This is a genomic window from Thalassospira sp. HJ (genome assembly GCF_000948415.1).
In the GTDB taxonomy this organism is placed as follows: Bacteria; Pseudomonadota; Alphaproteobacteria; order Rhodospirillales; family Thalassospiraceae; genus Thalassospira.
This window is the reverse complement of sequence record NZ_JYII01000021.1, coordinates 230,782-244,866: the sequence shown is the minus strand read 5'-3', so window position 1 is coordinate 244,866 and position 14,085 is coordinate 230,782. Positions and strand designations below refer to the sequence as shown.

The 14,085-nt window shown below is 55.7% G+C and carries 16 protein-coding genes; 11 read left to right on the top strand and 5 right to left on the bottom strand.

The window, feature by feature from the left end; genetic code table 11:
- The first annotated feature begins 71 nt into the window (after positions 1–71).
- The 4 genes from UF64_RS18935 to UF64_RS18920 all read left to right on the top strand — a co-directional run bounded on the left by UF64_RS18935 (position 72) and on the right by UF64_RS18920 (position 2,478).
- Positions 72–779 carry a regulatory protein RecX gene (locus tag UF64_RS18935; RefSeq protein ID WP_044830162.1) on the top strand — a complete coding sequence of 236 codons (708 nt, stop codon included), beginning with the start codon at positions 72–74 and terminating at the stop codon, positions 777–779.
- 58 nt (positions 780–837) lie between these two features.
- Positions 838–1,173 carry an arsenate reductase (glutaredoxin) gene (gene arsC / locus UF64_RS18930; protein WP_044830161.1) on the top strand — a complete coding sequence of 112 codons (336 nt, stop codon included), beginning with the start codon at positions 838–840 and terminating at the stop codon, positions 1,171–1,173.
- Positions 1,174–1,387: 214 nt separating this feature from the next.
- Positions 1,388–1,756 (top strand): CidA/LrgA family protein, encoded by a 369-nt coding sequence (locus UF64_RS18925; protein WP_044830160.1) that lies wholly within the window; start codon positions 1,388–1,390, stop codon positions 1,754–1,756.
- A complete protein-coding gene (locus tag UF64_RS18920; protein WP_044830159.1) occupies positions 1,753–2,478 on the top strand; it encodes an LrgB family protein in 726 nt (241 codons plus the stop codon). The genes UF64_RS18925 and UF64_RS18920 overlap by 4 nt, the downstream gene beginning before the upstream one ends.
- Before the next feature lie 75 nt (positions 2,479–2,553).
- Here the strand turns inward: UF64_RS18920 and UF64_RS18915 are convergent, their stop codons facing one another.
- Together UF64_RS18915 and UF64_RS18910 are read right to left on the bottom strand one after the other, a co-directional pair.
- The gene (locus UF64_RS18915) at positions 2,554–4,257 is read right to left on the bottom strand and encodes a methyl-accepting chemotaxis protein (protein WP_044830158.1); all 1,704 of its coding nucleotides are present in this window, start codon (positions 4,255–4,257) and stop codon (positions 2,554–2,556) included.
- Between the two features lie 431 nt (positions 4,258–4,688).
- Entirely contained in the window at positions 4,689–5,159 is a 471-nt protein-coding gene (locus UF64_RS18910) for a hypothetical protein (protein WP_044830157.1), read from the bottom strand.
- Between the two features lie 197 nt (positions 5,160–5,356).
- Between UF64_RS18910 and UF64_RS18905 the strand changes: the two genes are divergently transcribed.
- A complete protein-coding gene (locus tag UF64_RS18905) occupies positions 5,357–5,815 on the top strand; it encodes a MarR family winged helix-turn-helix transcriptional regulator (protein WP_044830156.1) in 459 nt (152 codons plus the stop codon).
- Here UF64_RS18905 and truA read toward each other — a convergent pair.
- Positions 5,809–6,555, bottom strand: coding sequence for a tRNA pseudouridine(38-40) synthase TruA (gene truA / locus UF64_RS18900; RefSeq protein ID WP_044830155.1), 747 nt, complete (start codon positions 6,553–6,555; stop codon positions 5,809–5,811). The genes UF64_RS18905 and truA overlap by 7 nt on opposite strands.
- 112 nt (positions 6,556–6,667) lie before the next feature.
- Positions 6,668–7,888 carry an argininosuccinate synthase gene (locus UF64_RS18895; RefSeq protein ID WP_044830154.1) on the bottom strand — a complete coding sequence of 407 codons (1,221 nt, stop codon included), beginning with the start codon at positions 7,886–7,888 and terminating at the stop codon, positions 6,668–6,670.
- A gap of 288 nt (positions 7,889–8,176) precedes the next feature.
- Between UF64_RS18895 and UF64_RS18890 the strand changes: the two genes are divergently transcribed.
- Together UF64_RS18890 and UF64_RS18885 are read left to right on the top strand one after the other, a co-directional pair.
- A complete protein-coding gene (locus tag UF64_RS18890; RefSeq protein WP_044830153.1) occupies positions 8,177–8,893 on the top strand; it encodes a M48 family metallopeptidase in 717 nt (238 codons plus the stop codon).
- A 13-nt stretch (positions 8,894–8,906) separates the two neighbouring features.
- Positions 8,907–9,536, top strand: coding sequence for a LysE family translocator (locus tag UF64_RS18885; protein ID WP_044830152.1), 630 nt, complete (start codon positions 8,907–8,909; stop codon positions 9,534–9,536).
- A gap of 82 nt (positions 9,537–9,618) precedes the next feature.
- On the opposite strand, the gene UF64_RS18880 is transcribed toward UF64_RS18885, so the two are convergent.
- Positions 9,619–10,524, bottom strand: a complete 906-nt coding sequence (locus UF64_RS18880; protein ID WP_044830151.1) for a LysR family transcriptional regulator — start codon at positions 10,522–10,524, stop codon at positions 9,619–9,621.
- Between the two features lie 187 nt (positions 10,525–10,711).
- Between UF64_RS18880 and UF64_RS18875 the strand changes: the two genes are divergently transcribed.
- The 4 genes from UF64_RS18875 to UF64_RS18860 are packed head-to-tail and all read left to right on the top strand — an operon-like array spanning position 10,712 to position 14,085.
- Positions 10,712–11,701 carry a tripartite tricarboxylate transporter substrate binding protein gene (locus UF64_RS18875; RefSeq protein WP_044830282.1) on the top strand — a complete coding sequence of 330 codons (990 nt, stop codon included), beginning with the start codon at positions 10,712–10,714 and terminating at the stop codon, positions 11,699–11,701.
- 46 nt (positions 11,702–11,747) lie between these two features.
- A complete protein-coding gene (locus tag UF64_RS18870; protein WP_044830150.1) occupies positions 11,748–12,275 on the top strand; it encodes a tripartite tricarboxylate transporter TctB family protein in 528 nt (175 codons plus the stop codon).
- An 18-nt stretch (positions 12,276–12,293) separates the two neighbouring features.
- On the top strand, positions 12,294–13,796 hold the full coding sequence (locus UF64_RS18865; protein ID WP_044830149.1) for a tripartite tricarboxylate transporter permease: 1,503 nt from the start codon (positions 12,294–12,296) through the stop codon (positions 13,794–13,796).
- 25 nt (positions 13,797–13,821) lie between these two features.
- Positions 13,822–14,085 carry a hypothetical protein gene (locus UF64_RS18860; protein ID WP_044830148.1) on the top strand — a complete coding sequence of 88 codons (264 nt, stop codon included), beginning with the start codon at positions 13,822–13,824 and terminating at the stop codon, positions 14,083–14,085.

The window sequence follows — 14,085 nt, the reverse complement described above, 5'->3', positions numbered from 1 at the left end:
GACAATTGCGCGTAAAATAGGGAGAGTGGGGGCACACTTGCAAGGGTGTGAATTCATTCATAGTGGCAGACATGCGCAACAATCATCGCCAAAGCCCGGAAACCAGCGACTCAGAGCTTGAAAAAAAGCCCGCAGGAAACGCGCGTTTTTCCCATCAGCGCGATAAAAAGTCGAAGGATCAGAAGCGCGAACCCAAACGCCCGCGCAAGGTCACCCGCGACTATCTGATGAATTACGCCACCTGGTATCTCGAACGCTTTGCCGCCTCGCGCGCGCGCCTTGAAACCCTGATGCGCGGCAAAATCCGCCTTTCCATCGCCGAATACGGCACCGACCCGGACGAAGCTGTCGAATGGATGAATTCCGTCCTGTCGGCCTGTGAAAAGGCCGGCTTCATCAATGACGATGCCTATGCCAAGGGCCGCGCACGATCCCTGCTTAGGCGCGGAAAGGCCCTGCGTGTCATCGCAGCGGACCTGTCCGCGCGCGGCATCGCCAGCGACCAGATCGATGCTGCCTTGACCGCGCTTAAGGCAGAGGCCGAAGATGCTGCCTATGAAGAAGTCCGTGGCACCGATCCCAACATCGCCGCCGCTGCCGCCTATGCCCGCCGTCGCCGTCTTGGCCCATGGCGCCGCCCCGACATTCGCGAAGAAAAACGCGACAAGGATATGGCGGCTCTCGCCCGGCAGGGCTTTGGCTATGACACGGCAACCCGCATCATCAATAGCGAGATCGAAGAGCTCGAAGACCTGCTCTCGATGATCGACGGGATTTGATTGCGCTCCCAAAGACCGCTATCAAGGAACAAATCCATTTTGATACGGAGACCCAACCATGATGGTCCGCATCTATCACAATCCGCGCTGCTCCAAATCGCGCCAGACCCTGGCCCTGATCGAAGAACAGGGCATCACGCCCGATGTGATTGCCTATCTCGACACTCCGCCGACCCCGCAGGAGCTGTCGGGCATCCTTGATATGCTGGGCATGAAACCCGAAGACATCCTGCGCAAGAAGGAAGCAAAGGAAGAAGGCATTGCCGATCTGCGCGGCGATGAGCTGATCGAGGCCCTCTGCGCCCATCCGCGCGCCCTTGAACGCCCGATCGTGGTCAATGGCAACAAAGCCGTTCTCGGCCGTCCGCCGGAAAACGTTCTGGAAATTCTGTAACGCCACCATCAACAGGCTCCCGCCTTCGCGGGAACGACGGACAATTGGCGTCATGCCCGCGCAGGCGGGCATCCAAGCAGCGCTAAAAAAAACGATCTCAAACGCCTGTGCCCACCCGGCACGGGCGTTTTTCGTAATTAATAAAAGTCGAACATCCCCCGACGTATTATGTCTTGCGCAGAAAAACATGCATGTACCTGTGGGGAGGTCGTCGATGATTGCTGCTTTTGCCCTGATCCTTGTCTGCCAGCTGTTTGGCGAGGTGGTCTCGGAACTGTTTGATCTGCCGGTTCCCGGACCGGTGATTGGTCTGGTGCTGCTGTTTGTCGGACTTCTGATCAAACGCAACCCGCCCAAGGTGCTGACCGATGCGGCTGACAATCTGCTGATCCATTTTTCCTTGCTGTTTGTCCCGGCTGGCGTCGGGGTTGTGACCCAGATTGATCGCCTTAAGGGCGACTGGCTGCCGATTGCAGCCGCCCTGATCGTCTCGACCCTGCTTGCCATGGTGCTGACCGCCCTTTTGATGTCGAAACTCCTGCCCAAAGCCAAACCGGGCGAGACGCTGGAGGACGGGCAATGAACGAGACCGATATCACCCAGCTTTGGGTTTACCTGTCGGCCAAACCGCTGACGGGTCTCACCATCACCCTTGTCGCCTATGCCATCGGCTTCTGGCTTTATCAGAAAAGCGACCGCAACCCGATCTGCAATCCGGTGGTCATCGCCATCGCCCTGATTGCGATGCTGCTGAAAGTCACCGGCACGCCCTATGCGACCTATTTCGAAGGCGCGCAGTTCGTCCACTTCCTTCTCGGCCCGGCCACGGTGGCCCTTGCCGTGCCGCTGTTCCGGCAAACCGAAACGTTGAAACGCGCGCTTCCCGTGATTGCCTTTGGCGTTCTGTTCGGGTCCCTGGTTGCCAGTGCCAGCACGGTCATTCTGGCCTGGGCACTGGGCGCAAGTCCCGAAACGCTGGCATCGCTTGCCCCGAAATCGGTCACAACACCGGTTGCCATGGGCATTGCCGAAAACATCGGTGGCGTCCCGGCCCTGACCGCGGTTTGCGTGATTGCCACCGGCATCGTCGGTGCCACCCTTGGCCCGATGGTGATGAATATGGCGCGTCTCAAGGATTGGCGCGCACGCGGCTTTGCCATGGGTGTTGCATCACACGGCATCGGAACCGCGCGGGCCTTTCAGGTCAATGAAACCGCCGGTGCCTTTTCCGGCCTCGCCATGGGCCTGAATACACTGGCCACGGCACTGACCATCCCGTTCCTGTGGCACTGGATATTCGGATAAGCACAAAAAAGGGTGGGCCCAGACAAGCCGGACCCACCCTTTCTGCTCGTATCCCGCCTAAACGGGTCGTTGTGATCAGCCTGCGCGCAACTGGCTTACAAACTGCGAAATCATTTCTTGCAGCGTGTCGATCTGTTTGGCGAGATCGCCAACATTGTCGTCCAAGACGCCAAGTTCCTCACCACCGGCGGTGGCTGCCTCATGAATTTCGTTCACATGGGAAACCACCTCGTTAGAACCGGAAGAGGCACTGGTTGCACTATTGGCGATTTCGGTTACGGCCGAGCTTTGCTGGCTGACCGCAGATGAAATACCCGTGGCAATTTCATTGATTGAAGCAATCGTCTGAGTAACCTTTTCAATCGCTTCAACCGTCAACTTGGTTTCGTCCTGAATGGCCCCGATCTGCTGGGCAATTTCATCGGTGGCCTTCGCAGTCTGATTGGCAAGGTTTTTGACTTCCTGTGCCACAACCGCAAACCCTTTACCGGCCTCGCCTGCACGAGCTGCCTCGATCGTGGCGTTAAGCGCCAGAAGGTTGGTCTGGGCAGCAATATCATTAATCAGACTGACCACTTCACCGATACGCTCAGCTGCTTCGGCCAACCCGCCAACCATTTCGTTGGCACGGGACGCCTCGCCCACGGCTGTTTCGGCAATTGAAGTCGATTCCTGTACCTGTCCACCAATCTCGTTGATGGATGCAGACAGTTCTTCGGTCGCGGCGGCAACCGTTTGAACATTGCGCGCTGAATCGTTGGCTGCTTCAGACACCTTCAGGCTTTGGTTGACTGAATGTGTTGCCGATTCCCGAACCATGGCAGTTGACTTCAGCATACCACCAGTGGATTGACGTACGGACCCCACGATCTGACCGATCGATTGTTCAAGGTCAGCGGCAAGGCGGTTACGCTGCTCAAGCCGGTCCTGTTCTGCTCGTTGCTCAGCTTCACTTCGCGCTTGTTCTGCTTCGCCAATCTTCGCAGCGGTCTCCTTCCAACGTACAAGACCACTGGCGATCTGACCAATTTCGTCCGTGCGCTCAGTAAAGTTAACCTTTTCGCTAAAATCACGTTCGACAAATCTCGAAATCGTCTGCGCGATATCACGCAACGGACCAAGCTGCCAACGCAGCAACAGGAACAATAGAACCGCAGACGCTATGGCGACAATCACACCAACAATTGCGATACGCGCCTCGATCTCGCCTGCAACGGCAGCGACTTCTGCCTTTTTGATGCCGACATATAGAATGCCCAGCGTATCACCAGACGGCGATTTGATCGGCGAATACTGCGTTACATATTCTGTTCCAAGAATAAGCGCTTCACCGCGGAACGTGTTGCCCGACATGATCGGCTCATAGGCGGCACTGCCCTTACCCAGCATTGTGCCAACAGCACGCTTGCCATCCGGTTTGATGATATTGGTCGAAACACGGACAAAGTCCTGTTCGGCCGGGACAAAGGCAAACACAGTTGCTGTCTGGCCGGTCGCTGCACCAATGGAATCGATCAGTTCGTGTGACGACAGATCGGGAATTTCCGGGATCACCAGATCGGTGGTTTCACCATCTTCGGAAATCTTCATCGAAAATTCGGGATAGTTATCCTGAAAAATCGTCGCGGCAACACGCAGGTTCAGCTTCTGGGATTCCAGGCTGTCGCTTGCGACCTTGTCGTCGATACTCTGCATGATCAGCAAGCCCAGAAGCACGATGCCGCCAATCAGAATGGCGACGGCGGCCAAAGCCACCTTGAAAATCAGACTCTTAGACATTCTCTCTCCCTTCGACCTGGCCCGGTGTCACAATCATCGGCCGTTCCGAATAGCTCCCCTAAGAACGCGCGCGGGCTGCCCGTTCCTAGAACGATTATATTGTATTAAATACCACAAATTGAACTTTCGTATATAGGGAAACTTTGACCCGCATTTTTACCCTATCCGATTAGAACAAAAGGGAACTCTCAGGGTTTGATACCGGAACGTAGGAATTCCAGTTCAAACACGCCTATTCTTTGGTGGTGCTTTTGATTGATATGGTGATTGTCAGAAGATTTACGCGAATATTTTTCGGCCTCCTTTCAATATCAACACAACCTTAAATAGAATATCTTTCACATTCGTAAACCTCGTCAAATAAACTAAACCCGCCAAACATCACTTTCGTGTGTTTGACGGGTTTCTCGGGGAGACTGGCAAGCGGCGTTTCAGGCCGACATTGGCTTTGGGACAGGTTTGCGCAAACGCAACCCGTCACGGATATTAAGACCGATCAGGCCAATATTGACCCCACCCGCCAGAAGCTCGATCCCCTGGATGGCAACAAACAGCCCGTCAAACCGGCCGTGCTGGGCGAATATGGCAAGGGTGATGGCTGCGGGCATCAGGATCAGGATGCCATTGGCCGCGATCAGCTTCATGCGGCGCAATTTTGTCTGCAAAATTCCCGTCGGTTTTCCACCAGACAGAGCAAAACCTGACCCGCCCGTGGTGATCAGGGCGGGCACCAGCCCGAAAAGGCCCCAGGCAATCGCGGTTTTCACCAGCACGATCTCGCTGATGTTGCCGCGCAGTTCGACGATGATCGTCGCCAGCCAGAAGCTTGCGATAAAAACAAGGGCCGCCGCGCCAGCCATGCGATGCAGGCGAGACAGCAGGGAACGATGGGATGTGGACATCGAAATCTCTCTTTGACGATGGGTGATTACGATGTGGCGCCACACATTGTTTGTGACCTTGGCAGGGACATTTCAGGCGCGTGGTGTTTACGAGAAAACACTCGCGACCATTGAAGTCATTGCGTAAGGTACAGGAATTAAATAGCACGCTATGTTTTATATAGCAAGCTATGTATTATTGATATTGAGAAACCACCATGTCGCTAAATCGCCACCAGTCCGCCGGATACATGACTAACTGGGCCGCCCGTCTGTTTGCCCGGGCGATTGACCAGAAGCTCAAACCACTGGGCTTCAGTAGCGGCTATTTGCCGGTGTTCTTTGCGTTGGCTGATGGCGGTGCGCGCACACAAAAGCAACTGGCCCGCGATGCCGGCATTGAACAACCCACCATGGCAGCCACACTTAACCGCATGGAGCGTGACGGGTTGATTACCCGCGAAAAGGATTCGGAGGACCGCCGTGTCACCAATATCCGGCTCAGCGATCAGGCGCGCACGAACGCCAAGGACATTCAGGCCATCGTCGATCAGGTCAACGAAACCGCCCTTTCGGGGTTAAACAGTCTGGAACAACGGGTGTTTCTTGATGCGCTGGGCAAGGTGACCGCGTCCCTTGCCAAGGCCGAGGGTGAACCCAAGCCTGATGATCAGTAATCGACCTTGACGAAATAAAGCCCGTCGGCCGGCGCGGTTGGCCCGCCCGCCGCACGGTCGCAGGCCTCAAGCGCATGTTTGACGTCAATCGGCTTCCAGCTGCCCTTGCCGACCAGAACAAGGGTTCCGACCATATTGCGCACCTGATGATGCAGGAAAGACCGGCTTTCGGTATGGACCCGGACTTCCAGCGGGTTTTCGATGCCGCGTGTGACTTCAAGCTTTTCCAGCGTCTTGATCGGGCTTTTCGCCTGACACTCGGTCGCGCGGAAACTGGTGAAATCAAACGTGCCGATCAGGTGCTGGGCCGCTTCATTCATCGCATCAACATCCAAAGGCTTATAGATGCCCCAGGCGAGCCCTGCCTCGAACGTCAGCGGGGCGCGGCGATTGATGATGCGATACATGTAATAGCGCTTCTTTGACGAGAATCTGGCATGGAAGTCATCAGACACTTCCTCGCATTCCTTGATCGCCACCGGATCGGGTTTGAGGTGATGGTTGATCGCATTCATCACTGCTTCGGCCGGGTAATATTTCGGCAGATCGAAATGCACCACCTGGCCTAGCGCATGCACCCCCGCATCGGTCCGGCCGGAAACATAGACGCGCACAAATGCCCCGACGAATTTTTCGATCGCGGTCTCAAAGACCTTCTGAACCGAAATCACTTCGTCCTGGTACTGCCAGCCGTGATACGGGCGGCCATCATATTCGACGGTACATTTATAGCGCTGCATGACCGGTATAATTATCCGAACAAGTTAAGAGCCCGGTTATAGCCGGGCTTTCAAACGAAAACGAGGGGCAATCATGCCCCTCGCTTGTCTCTCCACAATTGCTTGCGGAAACTTACTTCACGCTGTCGCGGTCAAAACCAAGACGCAGGCGAAGGGCGTTCAGTTTGATGAAGCCTTCTGCGTCGCGCTGGTTATAGACGGTGTCGGCTTCGAACGTGACATGCTCTTCGGAGTAGATCGAGTTCGGCGACTTGCGGCCCGTCACGGTCACGTTACCTTTGTACAGATCAAGGCGAACAACGCCATTGACGGTACGCTGGGTTTCGTCGATCAGACGCTGCAGGGCCTGACGTTCCGGCGACCACCAGTAACCGTTATAGATCATCTCGGCGTAACGCGGCATCAGCTCGTCTTTCAGGTGACCGGCGTTACGGTCAAGGGTGATGCTTTCCATCGCACGGTGCGCAACCGACAGGATGGTGCCGCCCGGGGTTTCGTAAACGCCGCGCGACTTCATGCCGACATAGCGGTTTTCAACCAGATCAAGACGACCGATGCCGTTCTTGCCAGCAACGTCGTTCAGTTTGGTCAGCAAAGTGGCCGGGCTCATGCGTTCGCCATTAACGGCAACCGGGTTGCCCTGTTCAAACTCGATTTCGATCGTGGTGATCGCATCAGGTGCGTTCTGCGGCGATACGGTGCGCTCGAACATTTTCTCGTCCGGCTTGACCCACGGATCTTCCAGCGCCTTGCCTTCATAGGAAATGTGCAGAAGGTTGGCATCGGTAGAATAGGGCGGCTCATCGCCACCAAGCTTGTCGGCCGAAATCGGGATCTGGTGATCGCGTGCGAATTGCAGAAGGGCGGTACGCGAGTTCAGCTTCCACTCACGCCACGGTGCGATGACCTTGACGTTCGGCTTCAGGCCATAATAGCCAAGCTCGAAACGGACCTGGTCGTTGCCTTTGCCGGTTGCGCCGTGGGAAACGGCGTCTGCGCCGACTTCCTCGGCGATTTCGATCTGGCGCTTGGCAATCAGCGGGCGCGCGATCGAGGTCCCGAGCAGGTAGACACCTTCATAAAGGGCGTTGGCGCGGAACATCGGGAAGACGAAGTCGCGGACGAATTCTTCGCGCAGATCGTCGATGAAGATCTGTTTGACGCCGAACATCTCTGCCTTTTTGCGGGCCGGTTCCAGCTCTTCGCCCTGGCCGAGGTCGGCGGTGAAGGTCACGACTTCGCAGTTATATTCTTCGCGAAGCCATTTCAGGATGATGGAGGTATCCAGACCGCCTGAATAGGCAAGGACGACCTTTTTGACCTGATCGCTCATGGGAGTGACGCCTTTCTTTTGCACTACACTTCAGGGACAGCCAAAAATGGTTGGTTTCTGCCCCTGCCACAGACGCAATCCATTGATTGCGTCAGGCCCCGGATCGCCCCGAAGGCGGCTCCGTCGGCTCTTTATATAAAGCCCGCAGATTTTATATAAAGAGCCCTAGACCTTGAGCGCGGAGTATAGGAAAACACTACTAAGGGGCAAGACCCAAGATGGGCTTGGCTCCAAAAAGGCACAAAAAGATCGCACTTTTTGCCAAGCTTTTGGAAAAATCCGCGCCGAATGATCAAAAACATCGAAGAAACCGAGATCGATCTGCCCAAAATCGGCCCGTTGCCGGTCCGGTTGCGGCCAAGTGCGCGTGCGACGCGACTCAAACTGCGCATTGATCCGAGTTTTGACGGGGTAGAGATCGTCGTGCCCAACGGGGTGTCGCGCAAAACCGCGATTTCGATGCTCCATCAGCATGGCGACTGGGTAACCGCCCACATGCAACGCCTGCCCGAACGGGTGCAATTTGCCCCAGGCGCGTGGATTCCGTTTCTCGGTCACGACCACGCCATTCGCGCTGTCCCCGATGCAAAGCGCGGAGTCTGGGTCGAGGCTGGCGTCATCTGGGTCTCGGGCCAGCCCGAACATACCAATCGCCGGGTGACGGATTTCCTGAAAAAGCAGGCCAAGCTTGAAATCGCCCCACGTGCGCACGCCTATGCCGAGCAGATCAGTAAAAAGGTCAATCGCATTTCGCTGAAAGATACCCGCACGCGCTGGGGCAGTTGCTCATCGTCAGGCAATCTGTCATTCAGCTGGCGGCTGGTGCTGGCACCTGAAGATGTGCTCGATTACGTGGTGGCACATGAAGTCGCGCATTTGCAGGAGCTTAATCACTCTGCGCGCTTCTGGGCCGTGGTCGAGGATCTTTATGGCCCGTCGAAAAAGCAGCAGCACTGGCTAAAGAAAAACGGCCCGGCGCTGCATCGCTTTGGTGCTGGAAGCTGAGGTCGCGCGAATTATGCTGATCCCCTTGGAAACCCTGGCAATTTTTGTCCCGACGGCCTTGGCGCTGAACATGACGCCGGGCAATGACATGCTGTTTTGTCTGGGTCAGGGGATCAAATCCGGACCGGCCGCGGGCAATGCGGCAAGCTTCGGGATTGCCACCGGTGCGCTGATCCACACGGCCTTGGCCGGACTTGGTTTGGCAGCGCTTGTTGCTGCCCATCCAATCACCCTTGATGTGCTGCGCTGGGCCGGGATTGCCTATCTGGTGAGGCTGGCGATCGGGGCGTTTCGAAGCACCGACCAGCACCTGAAACCCGCACAAACCAAGCGTTCCAGCGCACTCACAGCGTGGCGCGACGGGATTGTGGTGAACTTGCTCAATCCCAAGATCATTGTTTTTGTGCTGGCGTTTATTCCGCAGTTTGTTGATGCGTCGCGCGGATCGGTTTTGGTGCAGTTTCTGATTTTCGGGCTGATTTTAAATATTGGCGGGACGATCATTAATTGTCTGGTTGGCAGTTTTGCCGGGAAAATCGGCCAGGTTTTGTCACGATCCGCCAAGGTTACCCGCGCCTTTCAGATCGCCACGGGCTGCATCTTTTTGGGCCTTGCAGCCAAGCTGGCCTTTGACCGGAAATAATGAACAATGATGACCATTATTCAAAATCAGTGAATAATGGGTGTTTTCCGCCCGTCGCGGCAAAACCGGCCAAATTAAATCCTCATACAATACAGCCGCTGGCACGCAGATTTGGCAATTCGGCACGCAGGAATGCGAGGAAGCTTTTTTCCACCGCACTCAGTTCACGTGAGGACGTAAACAGCGCGACATCCCATTCGATGGTCGGCGTCAGGGTGCGGGCGACCACCTTGTCGGTGTCAACCAGAAGGGCTGCGAAGGGGTCACTGACGGAAATGCCGACATTGCGTTCGACCAGACGCGAGATCGTGCGGATCGTGCGGGCCTCGACGGCGATTTTGCGCGGCCAGCCGGCAATCTGGAAAATATAGTCGATCTTGGTGCGAAGCGGCGATCCGATGGACAGTTCGACAAAGTCCTCGCCGCGCAGCAAATCGATATCGATGGTTTCAAACTTCGAAAGCCTGTGATCAACCGGCATCAGACAGACCGCGCGCGATTGCGCCAAGGGCGTGATCACAACGTCCGGGTCCTGCAGATCAAGGGTAATGCCGATGCCAAGATCGCATTGCCGGGTCGAAATCATGTCCAACATCCCCTCAAGCCCCGTATCGGTAATACTGATCGAAACGTTGGGGTGGGTCTGTTTGAATTTTGCCACAACATCAAGAAGATAGGTGTCGACATAGATCGGCTGGGCGGCGATGCGGATGGCACCGAGCTGATCATTTGCAATCGCACGCGCCTGGGTTTCAACCTCGCGAAAGGCATTAAGCGAGCGCAGAACGGTTGCGTGAAACTGCTGGGCCTCGGAAGTCGCGATCAGCTGGTTGCGTTTGCGGGTAAACAATTCAAACCCGACAGATTTTTCAAAATTGTTGAGCAGCCGGCTGACCATCGGTTGGCTGATATTCATCGCCTGCGCCGCCCCGGTCACAGAACCGTGGGTCATAAAGGCATTGAAGCTTTCGAGTTCGCGCAGTTTCATCGTGCTTTCCCAAATCCGGATTTTGTCGGCAATCGACCGTTCAGTATGTAATTTAGTTATACTGGAATTAATTTTTTGCGTCACCGGTTATGGTTTGTCTATGCAAGAAGGCAGAAAAACAAAAGACAGAGTGAAAACCCGTCTGAGCTCCGGCAATCCTGCCACCACCATCCAGGGAGACATGAAAATGTTTCAACAGCTCAAGAAAGCAGCCGGGATAGCTGCCGCGATCCTTGCGACCACAACCATGATTTCGACCGCCCAGGCTGACGCCTATCCTGAAAAAGCCGTGACGCTGGTCGCACCGTATGGTGCTGGCGGTGCATCTGACCTGGCAGCCCGTGCGCTGGCAGAGACCGCAACCAACTACACTGGCGGTCAGCCGGTTGTTGTTGTCAACAAGACCGGTAATGGCGGCATGAATGGCGCGCGCTTCGTTTCCGAAGCCGACCCGGATGGCTACACCCTTCTTCTGTCGCGTGTCGGCATGGCGCTTTATCCGGCCGTTTACACCGACAGCCCGGTTGGCTGGGATGCCTACACCTTCCTTGGCATGCTTGAAGCAACCCCGATGATCCTGGCGGTCAATGCCAATTCCGACATCCAGACCATCGACGACCTGATTGCCAAAATCAAAGACAGCAATGGTGCCACCACCTATGCCGCATCCGGCCCCACCGCGATTGACGGCTTTACCGTTCAGGCCCTGCTGTCTGACGTTGGTCTGGACCCGCTGACCGCTTCCACCCTCGTGCCATATAAAGGCGGCTCTGCACTGGCTGCTGCCCTTCTTGGCGGTCACGTTGACTTCCTCGCCATTGCTGCGGGTTCGCTGATGCCGCATATCGAAGCGGGTAAAATGCGTCCGCTGATGGTTTATTCGCCGAAACGTATGGCAGCCCTGCCGGACGTTCCGACCGCAAAAGAACTGGGTTATGCCCAGGCCGGTCAGGTTGGCGGCTGGAGCGGTTTGTATGCTCCGAAAGGTCTTCCGGAAGACGTTGTTGCCAAATGGACCGAGATCCTTGGTCAGGTTGCAACGGATGAGCAGTGGCTTGACCTTGCAGCCAAGCGTGGTTCGACCTCGATCATCGGTGATGAAGACCCGGCAGCCTTTGTTAAGAGCCAGTTCGAGCTCTATAACGGCATGGCCAAGAAGTTCGGCTACATCCAGTAAGACGCAACCGCGTTTTTAATCAAAGACCTTAATGCGAGACGGAACCATGAACCAAAATCGCGATTTTTATGCCGGACTGGTGGCCACGGTGTTCTTTGCCGTCATCCTGTTCGTTCTGATCCCGATCTATGTGAAGGTTCCGTCTTTCATCCCGGGCTTTGCCCCGCCGCCTGACATGTGGCCGCGCGTGGTCGCGATTGTCGGGCTGGTGATGGGGATTCTTGCCCTTGTTCTTGCCTATCCGAAAATGCGTGAGGCCAGCCGCAATCAGGTCGAGGGCCTTGGCAACCGTATCCTTGGCAACAAGACCCATCTGATGCGCTTTGGCGCGGTGCTGATTTTGTTTGCTGCCTTTGTCTATGGCATGCCGCTGATCGGCTTTGTCCCGGCGACGGTTTTGTTGCTTGGCGTGCTGTTCATCATGACGGGCAATTTCGAACGCAAATTCTGGATGATCGGTCTTTCGATCATCTTCCCGGTCTTGCTTTATCTGCTGTTTACCAAAGTCACACACACGCCCTTCCCCGAAGGCAAGCTGTTGTCTTTCAGCCTTTCTGACCTCGTAACACTTTAACCGAGAGCCCCAACCGTTATGTGGAATGAATTGCTTTATGCCTTTGAGGCGGTCGCGACCCTTCCCAACTTTCTGGCAATGTTTGCCGGGATCTGGGCCGGTGTGATCATTGGTGCCATTCCGGGCATGACCGGAACCATGGCCGTGACCCTCGCGCTACCATTCACGTTTTATCTGTCGCCGGTCACCAGCATCCTGCTTCTGGTTGCTCTTTATAAGGGTTCGACCTATGGCGGGTCGATCTCGGCCATTCTGATCAAGACGCCGGGTACGGCATCGGCCGCCTGTACGGTCCTTGATGGTTATCCGCTGGCACGTGCGGGCAAGGGTGGCAAGGCGCTGAACATGGCGCTGATTTCAAGCTGCATCGGCGACTTTATTTCGAACATTTCGCTGTTCTTCCTGGCCATTCCGCTGGCGACCTTTGCGCTGCGGGTTGGTCCGCCGGAATTCTTCATGCTGATGGCGTTTTCGCTGACCATCGTTGCAAGTATTTCCGGTCGTTCACTGGTTCTGGGCATCATTTCGGCCTGTCTTGGTCTTCTTCTGGCAACCGTTGGCGAGGATATTTACGGCTCCTACCGGTTTGCGCTTTCCGAGGACATGAAATCAGGTCTTGGCATGGTGCCGGTTCTGATCGGTCTGTTTGCCCTGCCCGAACTGATCAAGATGGTGGTGTTCCGCCCGGAAGATAATGCGGATGCGATGAAGCTTGGCGATAACCGCCTGACGCTTTCGGAGTTTCGCGGATCGATCAAATCGATCTTCCGCGGGTCCCTGATCGGTGTGATCCTTGGTGCTATTCCCGGTATCGGCCCGTCGACCGCGGCGTTCTTTTCCTATAGCGAAGCACGCCGGACCTCGAAAAATGGCGACAAGTTCGGCGAAGGTGAGATCGAAGGTATTGCCGCATCTGAATCTGCCAATAACGGTGCGTGCGGTGCGACCATGATCCCGCTTCTGGCCCTTGGTGTGCCGGGCGATGTGATTACCGGTGTGATGCTGGGTGCGTTCATGATCCACGGCCTGACGCCGGGACCGCTTCTGTTCCAGAACAATCTGGGCGATGTCTATGCGCTGTTTATCGGCATCCTGTTTAGCTCCGTCTTCCTGTTTATCGCCGGCAAGGCGACGGCGGGGGCGTTTACCAAGATCTCGCGCATTCCCCAGACGCTGCTTTTGCCCTGCATTCTGATCCTGTGCGTCTATGGCATCTATTCGATCGGGGCGAGCCCGTTTGATGTCACCGTCCTTCTGGTGATGGGTGTGGTCGGCTTTGTCATGATGTTGCTGAACATCCCGGCAGCCCCGTTCCTGATCGCCTTTATCCTTGGCCCGATGTTTGAAGACAATATGCGCCGCTCGCTTGCGATTTCGCGCGGTGATCTTGGCGTCTTCTTCCAGTCATGGATTTCCTGGGGCTTCTTTGCCCTGACCATTCTGTTCGTCACTCTGACCATTCGCCGCGAATGGAAGAAATGGCGCAGCAACCGCAATGCCGATACGGCATCTGCGTCCTAATTCGAGCAAAAAAGAAGATTAAAGCATGTTCGATTTAATCTGCCGCATTTTGTTTGTTTTTGGCGTGTCGGTTGGCAAGGCACAGCGTGCAGAGCGATGCGGCGCATCGGTCAAACGGTGTAACGCCGCGAAACGCCGCCAAAATCAAACCCTGCGGGCCGGTACAGTCTTCCGCCCCGCAGCGTCAAAACCCTTGAACGTAGCCCCACTACGCCCTGCGGGCCTTTTCCTTGCCGGACAGAAGACTGTCTCCGGCAAAATGATGCAAATTAAATGGAACATGCTTTAA